This is a genomic window from Spiroplasma sp. ChiS (assembly GCF_002968355.1).
Taxonomy (GTDB): Bacteria; Bacillota_I; Bacilli_A; order Mycoplasmatales; family Mycoplasmataceae; genus Spiroplasma; species Spiroplasma citri.
Genome location: NZ_PUUH01000308.1, coordinates 25,553 through 41,757, shown reverse-complemented (window position 1 = coordinate 41,757; position 16,205 = coordinate 25,553). Strand labels below are relative to the sequence as shown.

Annotated in this window: 18 protein-coding genes; 1 reads left to right on the top strand and 17 read right to left on the bottom strand. The window is 29.4% G+C overall.

All coding sequences use genetic code 4. The features are described 5' to 3' along the window. Positions 1–41 precede the first annotated feature (41 nt). The 13 genes from C6B38_RS12485 to C6B38_RS08650 form a co-directional block, all read right to left on the bottom strand. A complete protein-coding gene (locus C6B38_RS12485; RefSeq protein ID WP_105299324.1) occupies positions 42–434 on the bottom strand; it encodes a RidA family protein in 393 nt (130 codons plus the stop codon). Between the two features lie 534 nt (positions 435–968). Beyond that, entirely contained in the window at positions 969–1,628 is a 660-nt protein-coding gene (locus C6B38_RS11700; protein ID WP_233485725.1) for an aminotransferase class I/II-fold pyridoxal phosphate-dependent enzyme, read from the bottom strand. Between the two features lie 190 nt (positions 1,629–1,818). Beyond that, on the bottom strand, positions 1,819–2,883 hold the full coding sequence (locus C6B38_RS11695) for a fructose-specific PTS transporter subunit EIIC (RefSeq protein ID WP_255401144.1): 1,065 nt from the start codon (positions 2,881–2,883) through the stop codon (positions 1,819–1,821). Positions 2,884–2,903: 20 nt separating this feature from the next. Next, positions 2,904–3,290 carry a PTS fructose transporter subunit IIB gene (locus C6B38_RS11690; RefSeq protein ID WP_233485723.1) on the bottom strand — a complete coding sequence of 129 codons (387 nt, stop codon included), beginning with the start codon at positions 3,288–3,290 and terminating at the stop codon, positions 2,904–2,906. 163 nt (positions 3,291–3,453) lie between these two features. Further along, complete coding sequence (locus tag C6B38_RS11685; RefSeq protein ID WP_233485722.1) at positions 3,454–3,807, bottom strand: PTS sugar transporter subunit IIA; 354 nt, start codon at positions 3,805–3,807, stop codon at positions 3,454–3,456. Between the two features lie 428 nt (positions 3,808–4,235). Beyond that, the gene (locus C6B38_RS11680) at positions 4,236–4,601 is read right to left on the bottom strand and encodes a hypothetical protein (RefSeq protein ID WP_233485721.1); all 366 of its coding nucleotides are present in this window, start codon (positions 4,599–4,601) and stop codon (positions 4,236–4,238) included. Continuing rightward, positions 4,540–4,959 (bottom strand): hypothetical protein, encoded by a 420-nt coding sequence (locus C6B38_RS11675; RefSeq protein WP_233485720.1) that lies wholly within the window; start codon positions 4,957–4,959, stop codon positions 4,540–4,542. The genes C6B38_RS11680 and C6B38_RS11675 overlap by 62 nt, the downstream gene beginning before the upstream one ends. A 159-nt stretch (positions 4,960–5,118) precedes the next feature. Next, the gene (locus tag C6B38_RS11670; RefSeq protein WP_233485719.1) at positions 5,119–5,409 is read right to left on the bottom strand and encodes a hypothetical protein; all 291 of its coding nucleotides are present in this window, start codon (positions 5,407–5,409) and stop codon (positions 5,119–5,121) included. A gap of 137 nt (positions 5,410–5,546) precedes the next feature. Beyond that, a complete protein-coding gene (locus C6B38_RS11665; RefSeq protein WP_233485718.1) occupies positions 5,547–5,963 on the bottom strand; it encodes a hypothetical protein in 417 nt (138 codons plus the stop codon). A 299-nt stretch (positions 5,964–6,262) separates the two neighbouring features. Beyond that, on the bottom strand, positions 6,263–6,928 hold the full coding sequence (locus C6B38_RS11660) for a hypothetical protein (RefSeq protein ID WP_233485717.1): 666 nt from the start codon (positions 6,926–6,928) through the stop codon (positions 6,263–6,265). A 133-nt stretch (positions 6,929–7,061) separates the two neighbouring features. Further along, positions 7,062–7,808, bottom strand: a complete 747-nt coding sequence (gene rnc, locus C6B38_RS08660; RefSeq protein WP_105299323.1) for a ribonuclease III — start codon at positions 7,806–7,808, stop codon at positions 7,062–7,064. Between the two features lie 7 nt (positions 7,809–7,815). After that, the gene (gene plsX / locus C6B38_RS08655) at positions 7,816–8,820 is read right to left on the bottom strand and encodes a phosphate acyltransferase PlsX (RefSeq protein ID WP_105299322.1); all 1,005 of its coding nucleotides are present in this window, start codon (positions 8,818–8,820) and stop codon (positions 7,816–7,818) included. Positions 8,821–8,898: 78 nt separating this feature from the next. Then, positions 8,899–11,007 (bottom strand): polyribonucleotide nucleotidyltransferase, encoded by a 2,109-nt coding sequence (locus tag C6B38_RS08650; protein WP_105299321.1) that lies wholly within the window; start codon positions 11,005–11,007, stop codon positions 8,899–8,901. A 107-nt stretch (positions 11,008–11,114) separates the two neighbouring features. Here C6B38_RS08650 and C6B38_RS08645 point away from each other — a divergent pair, with 107 nt between their 5' ends. Beyond that, positions 11,115–11,441 carry a rhodanese-like domain-containing protein gene (locus C6B38_RS08645; RefSeq protein WP_105299320.1) on the top strand — a complete coding sequence of 109 codons (327 nt, stop codon included), beginning with the start codon at positions 11,115–11,117 and terminating at the stop codon, positions 11,439–11,441. 49 nt (positions 11,442–11,490) lie between these two features. Here C6B38_RS08645 and dnaJ read toward each other — a convergent pair whose 3' ends face one another. From dnaJ to hrcA, 4 genes are all read right to left on the bottom strand, one after another. Further along, positions 11,491–12,627, bottom strand: coding sequence for a molecular chaperone DnaJ (gene dnaJ / locus C6B38_RS08640; RefSeq protein WP_105299319.1), 1,137 nt, complete (start codon positions 12,625–12,627; stop codon positions 11,491–11,493). A 66-nt stretch (positions 12,628–12,693) separates the two neighbouring features. Next, the gene (gene dnaK / locus C6B38_RS08635) at positions 12,694–14,475 is read right to left on the bottom strand and encodes a molecular chaperone DnaK (RefSeq protein WP_105299318.1); all 1,782 of its coding nucleotides are present in this window, start codon (positions 14,473–14,475) and stop codon (positions 12,694–12,696) included. 28 nt (positions 14,476–14,503) lie between these two features. Then, positions 14,504–15,127 carry a nucleotide exchange factor GrpE gene (locus C6B38_RS08630; RefSeq protein WP_105299317.1) on the bottom strand — a complete coding sequence of 208 codons (624 nt, stop codon included), beginning with the start codon at positions 15,125–15,127 and terminating at the stop codon, positions 14,504–14,506. Further along, positions 15,120–16,181: a heat-inducible transcriptional repressor HrcA gene (gene hrcA / locus C6B38_RS08625; RefSeq protein WP_233485716.1), complete on the bottom strand. Its 1,062-nt coding sequence runs from the start codon at positions 16,179–16,181 to the stop codon at positions 15,120–15,122. Before hrcA ends, C6B38_RS08630 begins: the two co-directional genes overlap by 8 nt. Positions 16,182–16,205: the final 24 nt, after the last annotated feature.

Sequence of the window (16,205 nt, the reverse complement as noted above, 5' to 3'; positions counted from 1 at the left end):
AAAGAGAAAATTTGATTTTCTCTTTTTTAAGACATAGTTTTTTAGTTTTCCTCTCTTAAAGATCCGATTGCTTCAATTTCAACTAAAGCATTTTTAGGAAAATTTGAAACAGCAACAGCAGAACGGGCTGGAAAATTTTCTGTAAAATATTTTTGATAAACTTCATTCATTGCCGGAAAATCATTAATATCTTTTAAGAAAATATTAACTTTAATTACATCTGTTAAACTATAACCTGCTGATTGTACAATTGCTTTTAAATTTTCTAAGGGACATTTTGCTTGTTCTGTAATTGTTGTTCCTTCAATCATCATTGTTGTTGGATCTAATGGTAATTGACCTGAAACATATAGAAAGTTTCCTATTTTAAACGCTTGTGAATATGACCCAATTGCTTTTGGTGCTAAATGTGTTGAAATAATTTTTTTACTCATAATTACCCTTTCTGATTTTGTAAAAATCATTGTTAAAATATTGATGATATTTGTTACCATCGCAAATGAAGTACCAATATTAATTCGAAAACAAGTTATTGGTGACTCAACAAAATCATCATTTTTACTAACGATTAATTTATATTTTAATAATAATTTGTTAACTTCCTGCGGTGAAATTTTAGTTTCTTCATAATTAATCCAAACCAAATATGAGGCTTCTAAATGCATTATTTTTAATCCCGGAATTTGTTCTAAGGTTGTTTTTACAAAAATATAATTTTTAACAATATATTTTAACATAGTTGTTTTTCAAATTAATATTTCTGGATTAGTATATGCCGCTAAATAAGCTGGAATTGTAAAAACATTTGGTGATGTAATCGAAGCAGATTCATATTGGTCATCAATTTTCTTTCGTAATTTGTCATTAAATGTAATTAAATATGATGATTTTAATCCGCCAAGATTAAAAGCCTTGTTTGGAGAATTGCAAACAATTACCTCATTATTTGGAATTGAAAATGATAGTAACTAATGAAATTTAACATTTGGTAATGCTAAATCACCGTGTACTTCATCTGATATTATTAAAACACGATATTGTTGACAAATCTCAATTATTTTTTGTAATTCTGTTCTTGTTCAAACACAACCACCAGGATTATGCCGATTACATAAAATAAATATTTTTGGTCGATATTTTTTTATTATGTTTATAAAATTAACAAAATCTATTTGATAACTATTGTCCTCTCATCTTAATTGATTTGCTAATAATTGGCGTTGATTATTTAAAATTGCTCGGCCAAAGGGGCCATAAACTGGCGTTTGAATCAAAACATAATCATTAATATCAGTTAAACATTGAATTAACTGATGAAGAGCATTGACTGTTCCATGTACAAGCTTGATTTTATCTTTTGGAACTGTAAGTTGATGCTGATAATAATACCAAGTACTTACCGCCTCATAAAACTCATTACTAATATAAGTATAACTGTATACTCCTTTTTCTGCACGATTTAAAATAGCATTTGTAATTGGCTGTGGTGTTGGAAAATCTAAATCAGCAATCGATGAATTAATGATATTATCACCCGTTAAATGATAATTATCTGCAATATATGTTTGGTCTCATTTTCGTTCTGAATTTTTGGTTCGATCAATGATAATGTCAAAATTATATTTCATGACAAATTCACCTTTATCTTTTTACTCTAATCTTTGTTTTTTTCTGCTTTTGATTCAAATATTTTTCTTGTTCACTTGATGATAATTTATTATTTTTTTTAATTGCTGTTTTTTAATGCTTGGAACAATTCCCAACGATAGAACATTAATTGTTCAAGTATGAACTTTTTGTTCTAAAATTGGTTTTGTTTTAATATATTTTAATACTAATAATAATGTTGTTGAAATTGCACAACCAATAATTGCAAAAATTAATCATAGTAGAAATGGCAACACCAATTGAAACAGCACCTGTTGTTGATTGGATTCCTGCCATTGTAATAAAATCACCTCCCGTAATGGTTGAACCTAAATTAAAAGCTGTGCATAAACCACCAGAAACAGCACCTCCTATCATAAAAGAAGGAATAACACGGAATGGATCAGATAAGGCAAATGGAATCGGTCCTTTGGTAATCCCTAATGAAGATAAAATTCATGACATTTTGCCAGCTTCTTTTTCATATTGATTTGAAAACCGACGACCAATTCAAGTTACTAAAGTAGTCGTTCACCCAGTTCCAATTCCAGCAGCTCAAAAGCATGCATATGGAACCAACAAACTTGGATTAGTTAATTGCCCGCTTGTAAAAGCTTGTGAGAATGATGCAAATGAGAAAGCTCATGCCACTTTATTAAAAGGACCACCTAAATCAAAAACACACATCATTCCAATAATAATCCCTAATATTGTTGCTAAATTTGAGGTTTGTAAAGTTGTCAACCCACTAAAAATAACATTAATTAATAGGGCAATTGGTTGACCAATAACAAAGAGAATTAAACAAATACTGATTAATGATTCTAAAACAGGATAAACAAATAAAGTCAAGACACCTTGCATTTTTTTACTCACAAGATATTTTTTAAATCCTTTCATCATATAACCAACAACAATTCCAATAATTAAACCACCTAAAAAACCTAATCCATCAATGATTACAGTGCCATCATTTGCAGTCTTTATTACATAAACACAATCTAATCCACCTAAAAAACCTGGGGTTAAACCTGGTTTATGTGCCATTGCATATGCAATATAGTCCGCTAACACCGGAGCTAATAAAATACTTAAACTTTTACCAGCAACATCACTTAAAGTATTTAATCAATTAGCATGTTCCTTAATATAATCAACACCCGCAATTTGAGCAATAATTGTAATTAAAGCTTGAATTGCTGTTCCAGCAACAATTACTGGCACTGCATAGGAAATTCCAGTTAAAACAGCATTTTTTAAACTAACAGCACAAGCTTTAAAATGTAATTTGAATCATCCTTTTTCATTTTTCTCTTTTTTAAATTCCTTAGTTGGAATTTGTTGATTAGATAATGTAATGGTCGCATAATTTGCGTAGCTTTTTGAAAAACCACTTCAACATCATGTAATGGTTCACTAACTGCTACTTTTAAAATAGGAATATCAACAAATCGTTCTTGTTCACCAATTGCAACATCAGCAGCAATAATTAAAACATTAGCATTTGAAATATCTTCTAGTGTTAATTTATCTTCATATCCATTAGCACCTTGTTTTTCAACTTTTACTGCATACCATAATTTTTTCGCTTCATCTTCAATTTTTTTGCAGCCATATAAGTGTGTGCTACTCCAGCTGAACAAGCTGTGATTCCTAAAACATAACCTTGATAACTCTCATTGTTAACTTCCGTCTCATTATCAACTGCCGATAATAATTCCAAAATCTCGGTTTTATTAGTCGATGTTTTTAAAATTTGACGCAGATTTGAATTTAATAATTTTTTAGCAAAATTACTTAAAACTTCTAAGTGAATGTCATTTTTTTATTAGTCGGAATAATTAGTGCAATGGCAACTTGAACCTTTTTATTATCAAAAGTTGACCATTCTAATCCAGTTTGATAGAGAACAAAAATAACGACTGGTTTTTTAATATCTTTAATTAGAGCATGTGGAATTGCAAAACCATCTTCTAAACCAGTTGATGTTTCATGTTCACGAGCTCATAATGCTTTTACTAATTTTTTGGAATTATTAATGCACCCTGCTTGATACGCTACTGTTGCTAATTCATGAAATGCTTCATCTTGATTCTTTGCGGATGAATTTAAAATAATTTGTTCTAATGAAAAAAGATTATTTTTATTTTTAATACTCATGTTAGTCCTCCTAAAATTAAAATATTAAACTGTTTTTGTTCTACTTTTATTAAAACAAAAACAATATTTTTAACAAGAAAAAAACTATATTTTGAAATATAGTTCTAAAAAATGTAATTAATTTTATTAAATTGTTTTCCGAATAATTTTTGCATATAAATAATCTAAAAACTGCATAACAGTTTGTGAACGAATTGAAAAAACATCTCAAATATCATTTTCCCGAGAATTAATAACAAAATAATCAGTTAAATTAGTAATTAATTCAGTTTTTTCCCAATAATACCAAATGAATACGCAATTGATTTAATCTACTGCTAAAGCCTGCAATTGTTTTAATAAATATGTATCCATTAAATTCTCCTTTTTAACATTAATTACGAAATATTAATAATATCTCCATTAATTTCAATAATAAGTGGATATAATTAAATCCGATAATTTTTTGGATCTCAATTAGGATTTTTACTATGAAATCATTTTTCACTTTGAATTATTTTTTTCATTTCATTAACTTGCAAAATCGCATAATTAACAGCCGGACTAAAACGATTAGTTTGTGCTGCTCGTAATAAACTATCATTATCATTAGGTTGATCAAAGCTCTTAATTTTATTAAAGAATCAATTAATATCTGTTTTCTTCTCAACATTTGGATAAAATAGTGTTGTATTATTTTTATAATCATAAAATTGAATTGCATTACCATATAAACTTTTTAAATTTTTATGACTAATAAAATTCCGAAAAAATGTTGGGATTGATAAATCAAATTTTTGAATTTTTATTAGCACTTTGATATTCATTTAAAAACTGTTCTAGTAAACTATAATTTATTGCTTCTTGTGCATATAAATTTTCGGTATTTGCAAAAATTTCTGATTGATATGGACCATAAATAATTGGTTGATAACCTATCATAATAATGCCATCTTCATGACTTAATTCATTAATAAAATATTCATAAACTGTTTCCTTAATAAATTTTGTAATTTGTTCATAATATTGAGTATCTTTACAATTTTCAACATATCATTCATAAGATCTTGCTTTAAACCATTTATATTTAAACGATTTAATGATATTACTGTCACCAATAAATGGTCCACATACTGGATCACTAAATCCAAAAGTATTATATTTTTTTAACACTAATTCTTCTGTAAATTGCCGTTTTTCTGGTTGTAATAAATAATATCCAGAAACATCTGATTTTTTAACTGCTTCGGGATTTTCATAAACTAAATAATCATATGGTGGAATTCCACTAGCACTATAATTATAATTATTATCATACCGATAAACATATTTTTAATTTGCATTTGCTTTTAAATTAAGATTAATTTGACTAAAATTAATAATTGTTTTTAATCCTGTAAATAACATTGCTCCGGTGAATGTTGTTACAACAACTGTTAATAATAATTTTCACTTAGCGTCTAAAGCAAATTTAAGACTAATTTTATATTTAAAGTTTAAGTGTAGTAAATTATGACCTTTTGGAATCCATGTTTTGACTACTTTTGGTTTTAGTAAAACTAGTTTTGGTCGTGATACCTCAATAATAATGAATAAATAATGAATAAAAAAGCATAGAAGCAAACAGCAAAACTAGGTAACAAATATGTTCCAACAATTAATCATCAAGGAGGAACTGAAATATAAGTAGTAAATTCTAAAAAACCTTGATAAGTAATATTTAAGATAAAGGAAAAGATTCAACTTGTTATTAATGCTAATTAACAAATAATAAACATCAGTAACAAAAAGCAAGAAAGGAGTAAAAATGCAATTGTTCCCGTTCCATATCCTTGTGCTTTTAAATTACCAATAATTCCCCAGTTTAAAAATAATAATTTATTAACAATCATATTAATCATAATAAAAGATGAAATTATTAATAATAATGAAATTGCAATTAAAATTGACCAAATGATATCTTCTTTATTATTAATAAGTTCTTTCATATGATGTAATGGCGTATAAGCAGAAGTAAAACGTGAAAAAGTAGCATTATCATAAACATTGGCAATATCACGTCAACTATTTTGTGCTTGCAAAAAACCAGGATTTAGTTCTTTTGCTGCAAAAGCAGCATGGATGCTAATTATACTATTAATAAGTTGTGGTGCATCATTAGTTATTTTTGTTAACAAATTTGTATATTTTTCACCACGAAGTCATAAATATAGTTTATAAATAAAAGATGACGCATTTGTCGCACTATTGACATAAGCATTTGTCGCAAAACCAATAACACGATATTGATAACCATAAATACTAAAAAGGTCATAAAGCTTGATTTTATTATGTGAAGCATAAGAATTATTAATAATAATTGGCGGGTAATCATCGGCTAGCCTTATAATTTAAAAATTCTTGATAACTTCCTTTTACCATAATTGATGTTGTTCAATAATATGGTTGCACACTTTGAATATAAAAGTTTTCTGCTTTAAAAATATCGTAAAGGCGCATTGTTTCGCTCATTAAAGCACGGTCAAGCAACTGAACCAATAATAACGGAATTTAAAAGGCGCGTTTGTAAATCATAAATTCGTTTCTGATTTGTACTAAAATCCTTATAAGCATTAGTAAAAATGAATGTATCTGTTACTAAATGAGGATTATCTGGTGAACTTACAAATGGAATTAAGTTTGCTGGGTCTTGTAAATAACTAAGCAATTCACGATAATCAGCATTACTAAAAAAGTATGCACTATCAGGGACAATATTACTACTAAAGTTTAATATTACTTCACCTTTTGCCTTTAATTGTTCTATAAAATATGAATTTGAACTGTTTGAAGCAAGCCATTTTCCTGGCTGGTTACTTTCTGAATCCAATATAATTTGATAAATATCTTTGCCATTGGGTTTTAACTGAAAATAAGAACTTTCTATCTTATTAGTATCTAGTTTCCCATCATCGTTAATATAATTAATATTATTTAAACCATATGATAAATTTTGATTATTTAAAACAATTTTTAAATTATGATTAAATTGAAGTGAAATATTAGTATTATACAACTTGTTTCCAATCAATGCTAATTGATCCGTACTTAAACTACTTGACATAATCATTCCGCCAAACAAGGTAATAATAATTCCTAACATTAAAAATAGCCCTAAAACTTGTAAACTATTTCTAGTAAAACTAACTTAATCAAAAATTCTTAAATAAATGTCTTATCCGCATCACTTTTCATCTCCATATACTTAAATTAGTTTAATCATATTACATTGTTGTTTATTTTTCGAAATGATATTTTGATTTTGTTGCTAATTTTTGTAATGCATCACGAGCTGCTAATTGCTCAGCTTCTTTATGAGTATAACCGCATCCTTCACCATACCGAATCCCCCCAATTTCTGCAACCACAGTATATAAAACTCGATTTCCTTCTAACGGTGGTGATTCTTTAATCAATTTATATTCTAATGTTCGATCATCACCAGCCTGTAAAAATTCTTGTAATTCAGTTTTATAATCTCGAATTTTGTCAAAAAAACCAGGATTAGAAACCATTCTAATAAGAGTATTATTAATAAAAGTACGAACGACCTCTTCACCTAAATCAAGATATAATGCAGCAATCATTGATTCATAAATATCAGCTAAAATACGATTTTTTTCATATCCTTTTGTTTTAATTTCTCCTTTACCTAATAATAAGAAAGGTGCTCAATTCATTCGACGAACTAATTCTGCTAATGTTCCTTCACGAACAATTTTACTACGTAAATTAGTAATTTCACCTTCATTTTTATCAGGAAAACTTAAAAATAAGTACAAAGAAATTTCTTTTGCTAAAATTGCATCTCCCAAAAATTCCATTCGTTGATAAGTATAACTTAAATTATGCTCATTTGCATAAGAATTATGGGTTAATGCTTCTAAATAATATTGTCGTTCTTTAATAAAAACATGATATTGTTTAAAAAAAGCTTTTAATTCAATAAAAAGTTGTTCCGGCTGTTTATTTATAAACTGCATCGTATAATTAATCCCCCTTTAACAATTTTACTGTCATTTTTTGAACAAAGTCATTGACAACTGCCATACGAGTTAATTCTAAAGCACTAATTCATGATTTTGCATCACTACTGCCATGAGTTTTAACAGCAATTGCTTTTAATCCTAAGACTAATGCTGCTGCATTATTTCGATAATCAAAGGTTTCACGAACTCCCCGAAAAGCTTTTCGCAAAGAAAAAGCTTTTAATTTTCGATAAAAATTCTTTGTTAATTCGTGTTTAATAACACCCATTAAATTCTTTGCCATTCCTTCCAATGTTTTTAGCGCAATATTTCCAGTAAAACCATCTGTTACAACAATGTCAACAACATCACTAGTAATATCACGTGCTTCAATATTTCCTTTAAAAAAAATTTTTTTATTATTTGCTAATAATTTATAAGCTTCTTTATGATAATCTTTTCCTTTTGATGCTTCTTCACCAATATTTAAGATTGCTACGCTTGGTTTTGGATTATGCATAATTTCTTGCGCATAAACACTAGCCATAATTGCAAAATTAACAAGATCTTGGGCATCATTTTCTAAATTAGCACCAACATCCAACATTAAAACAGACTTCCCTTTGTTAACTGTTGGAATAAAAGGCATAAAAGCTGGCCGTGAAACTCCCGAAATTTCCCCCACAATAAAATGACACGCCGCTAAAAACGCCGCTGTTGAACCACCGGATACCAAGGCATCTACTTTTTGATCACGCAGTAATTCAGTTCCACGAACCATTGAACTATTTGGCTTACGACGAGCTTCCATCATACCTTCCATCATTGCAATTACTTCTGTTGTAGCAAAAATTTCATATTTTGTATTATCTAATTTTGCTGCTGCTGTGGCAGACTTCAGTTCCTTCTCATCTCCGATTAAGACAAAAGTAACATCGTCATATTTCTTCATAAAAACTTTCAAAGCGTCAATAATTGGTTTAATGCCTAAATCACTACCCATCATATCAATTGCAATTTTACTCATAATTAAATCTCCTAACTCCTTATTTAATTATAACAAATATTTTAGTTATTTATTTAAGAACCAATACTAAAAATTAAGTTACTTTTTAGGTAATATTTCAATTAATTGTAACTTAATTTTTCCTTTCCTATCAATTTCTATCACTTTAACTTTAACAATATCATTCAATTGAACAATATCTTCTGCTTTTTCAACATATTGTTTAGCTAATTTAGAAATATGAATTAAACCATCAAGATTTTCTTTTAAATGAACAAAGACACCAAATTTTTCAATTTTAACAACTGGTCCAATTATTTTTTCTCCAACAACAACTGGCATTGCAATTGCTTTAATTAACTGATATGCTTTTTCAATCGCCGTTGTTTCTTTATGATAAATTGTCACTTGACCATCATCCTCAATATCAATTTTAACATCATCTGATTTTTCAATAATAGCCGTAATTATCTTCCCACCTGGACCAATAACTTCACGAATCTTATCAACAGGAATCATAAATGTTTTCATTTTTGGTGCTGTTGGTGCTAAATGTGTTCGTGGTGCAGAAATAGTTGCCAAAACATTATCTAAAATTGTTAACCGTGCTTTTTTTGCTGCTTTTAAAGCTTCTTGGAGAATTGCTTTGTTAATTCCAGCAATTTTAATATCCATTTGTAAAGCACAAATTCCCGTTGCCGTTCCGGCTACTTTAAAGTCCATATCACCGAGATGATCTTCCATACCTTGAATATCAGTTAAAATAGTATAGTTATTTTTTTCTTTAATTAAACCCATTGCAATCCCAACTACTGGAGCTGTAATTGGCACCCCAGCAGCCATTAGCGCTAATGTGGCAGCACAAATTGATGCTTGTGAAGTACTACCATTTGATTCTAAAACTTCAGAAACAATGCGAATTGTATATGGAAACACTTTTTCACTAGGAATAATTTGTAATAATACTTTTTCACCTAATGCCCCATGCCCAATTTCTCGCCGTGAAGGAGGACCCATCCGCCCAGTTTCACCAACTGAAAATGCTGGAAAGTTATAATGATGCATAAAACGTTTACCTTCYTCATCGGTAATTCCATCAATAATTTGGTTTTCACCTAATGCCCCTAATGTTACAACTGATAAAACTTGCGTTTCACCCCTAGTAAACAAAGCACTCCCATGAACAACTGGTAAAATATCAATTTCACTACTTAATGGTCGAATTTGATCTAATTTTCGTCCATCTAAACGCGTTTTATCAATTAAAATTTGACGGCGCACTTCTTGGCGAATAATATTATGTAAGGCTGTTTTTAATTCTACTGTCAATTGTTTCTGTTCTTTTTCTGAAAGTGAAACTGGCATAGGATAATTTTTAATTGCTTGTTCAATTAAATGTTCAATTGTTTCATAACGTTTTGTTTTTTCTTTAATTCGAGCAACTGTAATTAAATCTTTCGCATAATTATTATTAACATAAGTAATAATTTCAGGTCGAACCTGAAACAACTCAACTTCCATTTTAGGAACTCCAACTTTAGCAATAATTTCATACTGAAAAGCAATTAATTGCTGAATAACATCATGGCCTGCTAAAATTGCTTGTAACATTAAATTTTCTGAAACTTCTTTTGCCCCCGCTTCAACCATATTAATTGCTTCAGCAGTTCCTGCAACAATTAATTCCATTTGACCATCATTAATTTGTTCTAATGTTGGATTAATAATAATATTATTTTTTTGGTCAACAGTTACTAATACACTCGCTACTGGACCAGCAAATGGAATTTTAGAAATGCTAAGTGCTAATGATGCCGCAAATAAACTAACCATTCGTACATCATTGTCATTATCAACAGCAAGAACATTAATAACAATTTGAACTTCATTCCGAAAATTTTCTGAAAATAATGGTCGTAAAGCACGATCAATTACTCGTGCTGATAAGGTCCCATATTCAGATGGTTTCCCTTCTCGTTTTAAAAATCCCCCCGGGATTTTTCCCACTGAATATAATTTTTCTTGAAAAACAACAGTTAAAGGAAAAAAATCAACTTCACTAAGTTTGTTATTAACTGTTGCTGTTACTAAAACAACCGTGTCACCATAACGGACTAAAACTGAGCCACTTGCTTGTTTTGCTAATTGACCATGTTCAACAATTAGTTCCTGATTATTTATTATTTTTTTAAATACTTGTTTTGCCATCAAAACTCTTAATCCTTTCTGCTATACTTAATCTTCTTAATTTTATCACACATTATTTTGATATTTACGATATGATATAAATATACAAAAAAAATAAGGAGTGTAAGATGAACCAAAAAGCAGTCTATATGAATAATGAAACCTTTGAAACACAAAAAGATCATGCTTTATTATTATATGTCCGCACTAATGTTGAATTTAAAGCGTTACGACAAATTCCAAATTCAATCAATGTTTATATTTTTGATTTGCTCCAAGATCCACCTCGTTATTTATCAGACAAAAACCAATTAATTATTACATTATGCAATGGTGGTAATCGTAGTAGTGAAACAGTCTTAGAACTACGACAATTAGGATATCATAATGCTTATGTTTTAACAACCGGAATTTATGGTTATTATCGTTGAAAAGAACAAAAAACAAAAAAATAAAAAAAGTTTTAATTATGATATTAAGCATAATTAAAACTTTTTTTAATAATTATAAATCTTCATAAAAATCATCAGTAATTTTAAACGAACTATTATTTCTTAACTTTTGTAAAATTGTTTTTTCTTCTGGCGATAATTTTGTTGGAATTGTTACAATCACATTAACAATTAAGTCTCCCCGTTTGGTTGATGTTGGTGACTTGAAAAACCCATGATTTGGAATATTAAAAATACTATTTGTTTTTGTATTTGGTGGTAATTTCAAATGAACATCCTCATCAAAAGTTGGAACTTTAACTTCAGCTCCTAGTAAAGCATCTAAATAAGATACTGGTAAATTTAAATGAAGATTATCATTAACTCGTTTAAAATATTTATTTGGTTTTACTGAAATTTCTAAATAAATATCCCCTCGTGGACCATTATTTAAACCGTAGTTTCCTTTTTCTCGAATTCGTAATTGTTGATTTTCATAAATTGATTTTGGTAAATCAATTTCTACTGTTTCTTTACCTCGATAATTTCCTTGCCCTTTACATTTTGAACATTTATTGGTAATTACTTTTCCTTGCCCTTTACAGTCAGGACATGGTTGTTGTGATTGAATCACACCAAAAAGACTACGTTGTTCTAGGTTAACATAACCATACCCATCACAAGTTGTACAAGTATGAATATCTTTTTTAGGGTCTTTTGCCCCAGTTCCATCACACATTTCACATTTTTTATCAATATTTAAATCTAAGTTTATTTTTTTCCCAAACATTTGTTCTTTTAACGTTAATGTGACACGGGCAGCAATATTTTCCCCTTTAATTGGCTGATTACTAAAACCACGGCGTTTTTTACCACCACCAAAAAAATTTTCAAAAATATCACCAAAACCACCAAAGCCACCAGAGAAAATATCTTCAAAATCTCCAGTACTACTAAAACCATGACTAAAACCACCAAAGCCGTTAGGGTCAGTTCCAGCATGACCAAACTGATCATAATTACGGCGTTTATTTGGAACAGATAAAACTTCATAAGCTTCATTAATTTCCTTAAACTTTGCTTCGGCATCTTTTTCTTTTGAAACATCAGGGTGATATTTTTTTGCTAATTGTCGAAAAGCACGTTTAATTTCATCATCAGTGGCATTACGATTAACGCCCAATACTTCATAATAGTCTCGTTTTCCCATTACCATCTTCCTACTTTCTCTTTTAAAGAAAAGATAACTAAAAGAATTTTAGTCATCATTATTGTCTTATTTATCTTTTTTGTCATCACCATTCGTAACTTCTGGCTCAGATTGTTCACCTTGTTGATCATTCATAAATTTTGAAGCTTCAGCCATTGCTTGTTCTAATACTACCATTTTTGCTTCTAAACCAGCATAGTCTTCTTTTTCTAACAATTCTTTTATTTCTTTGGCAATTTCTTCAGAAGTTTTTAACTGTTCAGGATTCATTTTATCCTTATGTCCTTCTAAAGCTTGTGTAATTGTTGAAAGATATGACTCTGCCTTATTACGCAATTCAATGTTTTTTAATTTTTGTTCATCTTTATCTTTATTTTGTTCTGCTTCATCAATCATTCGTTGAATTTCTTCCTCTGTTAATCCTCCACCATTAGTAATGGTAACTGATTGTTCTTTTCTTGTTTTTAAATCTTTTGCTGTAACTGATACAATTCCGTTTGCATCAATTGAAAATTTAACTTCAATTTGGGGAACTCCTTTTGGTGCTGGATCAATGCCAGATAATTGGAAACGTCCTAATGACTTATTATCCGCTGCCATTTTGCGTTCCCCTTGTAAAACATGAATATCAACGGCTGGTTGATTATCAGCAGCGGTTGAAAACACTTGTGATTTTGATGTTGGAATTGTTGTATTACGAGGAATTAAAACAGTTGAAACTCCTCCTAATGTTTCAATTCCTAATGATAATGGTGTAACATCTAATAATAAAACGTCTTTTACATCACCAGCTAAAACTCCTCCTTGAATTGCTGCACCGATTGCAACAACTTCATCGGGGTTAATTGTGCGGTTTGGTTCTTTTCCCAATTCACGTTTAATAACTTCTTGTACCGCTGGAATTCTAGTACTTCCACCAACTAGTAAAATTTGATCTAAATCACTAGGTTTTAATTTCGCGTCAGCTAATGCTTTCCGAACTGGTTCAATTGTTTGTTGAACAAGACTTTTTGTCATTTCATCAAATTTTGCTCTTGTTAATGTTAAGTTTAAATGTAATGGATTTCCATCACGAGCAGTAATAAATGGTGCTGCAATTTCAATTTGTAACTGTGAAGAAAGATTTTTTTTCGCTTTTTCTGCTTCTTCTTTCAATCGTTGTATTGCCATTTTATCTGTTTTTAAATTAATACCATTATCCTTTTTAAATTCATCAACCATTCATTGAATAATAACTTCATCAAAGTCATCTCCCCCTAAATGATTATCCCCAGCAGTTGCTAAAACCTCAAATGTTCCATCTGCTAAATCTAAGATTGAAACATCAAAAGTTCCTCCTCCTAAGTCAAATACTAAAACTTTTTGTTCTTTATCAACTTTATCAATTCCATAAGCTAATGCTGCCGCAGTTGGTTCATTAATAATTCTTTCAACTTCTAATCCAGCAATTTTTCCAGCATCTTTTGTTGATTGTCGCTGTGCATCATTAAAATAGGCTGGAACAGTAATAACTGCTTTTGAAATTTTTTGCCCTAATTTTTTTTCAGCATAGTTTTTTAAATAACGTAAAATTTCAGCAGAAATTTGTTCCGGAGTATAATCTTTATTGTTAACAGTAACTTTTTCTGATGTTCCCATTTTACGTTTAATTGAACTAATTGTATTTGGGTTTGTTACTGCTTGTCGTTTTGCTGCATCTCCCACAATAATTTCTTCATTTTTAAATGAAACAACTGATGGTGTTGTTCGTTGACCTTCGGGATTTTCTAAAACTTTAAAATCTTTTCCTTCCATCACAGCAACACATGAATTTGTTGTTCCTAAATCAATACCAATAATTTTTGCCATATTATCATACCTTCCTCTCTTAAATTAGTTATTTTGCCACTTGAACTGATGCATGACGTAAAACACGATCATGAATCATATATCCTTTTTGTAAAATTTTAACAATACATCCTGATGAAACATCAGTTGTTTCAATAATTTCAATTGCCAAATGGAAATTAGAATTGAAGTGTTCTCCTACTTTTGTTTCCATTGCGGTAATACCTTCTTCTTCAAAAACCGTTTTAAACATACGATAAATCATTTCAAAACCTGTTAAAAAGTTTTTCACTTCTGGTGTTACATTAGTAACTTGCAAAGCACGTTCAAAGTTATCTAATGTTGGAAATAATTTTTCTGCCATTCCTGCTGCCCGATAACGTTTAATATCAGCAACTTCTTCATGAATTCTTTTCTTTAAATTTTCACCATCAGCTAAAGCTAATAATTTTTCTTCTCGCAATCGTAAATTGTCTTTTAACAATAAATCAATTTCATGTTCTAAATCTTCAATAATCGCCAAATTATTTGCTTCAGCTGTCGGCGGTGTTGCTGTTTTTGATGATTCTAACAGTGAATCAACAGGTTGATTATTTGCTAATTCTTTCCGTAATTGTTGAATTTTTTCTTTTAATTGGTTTGGCGAAGATTTATCATTTTTTTCATTACTCATTAATCTCACCCTCTCTATCTTCTTTTTGATATGCTTCTCTAATCCGATAGGCTAATCATTCTAGAACTTCATAAAGCTTATCATATTCTAACCGCTTTGGTCCTACCAAAGCAATTCCTCCTTCTTGCATATCATCAACCTTATAAGTTGTTGTCAATAAAGCCATATCATCATTGTTAAAACCTGTTTCATTCCCAATTTGAATTGAAACAAGATTTTCGTTTGGGTTATTCTGTTGTTTTTTAAAATAATCAAACGGTGAAATTGTTTCAATTAAGCGAATAACTTGTTTAATTCGTTCTGGGTTATTATACTCCGGATTTTGGAGCATATATTGAATCCCATGTGTTGAATAACTTGGTTTAACAATACTTGTTAAGGCGTTAACAAATTGTTTTAAAATATATTCATAATGTTTTACTTGTTGTTCTAAAATTGGACGAATTACCTCAAATTTTGTTGGAATATCAGTTATTTTAGTATTTTCTAACCGTGTGTTAAATAATTCAACAGAAATTTTTAAATCATTCATTGAACTATTTTTATCAATTGTAAACATTTTATTCTCAACATGCCCATTTGTTAAAACAAAGACAACAACTGCTTGTGTTTCAGAAATTGGCAATAACTCAATTTTTTTTAATAATTTTTCTTGAAAGTTTGGACCAACAACAACTGTTGTTAAATTTGTCATTTCACTTAAAATTTGGCCTGTTTGATCAAGAATATCATTAATTGACATATTACGATTAACAAATAAGGCTTCAATCCGGTTTTTAATATCATCAATATTTTTCTCAACCATCAAATTATCAACATAATAACGATAACCTTTTGTTGATGGAATTCTTCCTGATGAAGCATGTTCTTTTTCTAAAAAACCTTCTTTTTCTAAAATTGCACATTCATTACGAATTGTTGCAGAAGAAGAATCTATTAAGGACGAAGCTATAATAGCTTTACTTCCAACAGGTTGTGCTGTTTTTGTGTATTCTTCTACGATTACTTTTAAAATGTTTTCTTGTCGTTGGGTTAACACTGCCAGCACCTCCATTCTACAATTCTTATAAATATTTGG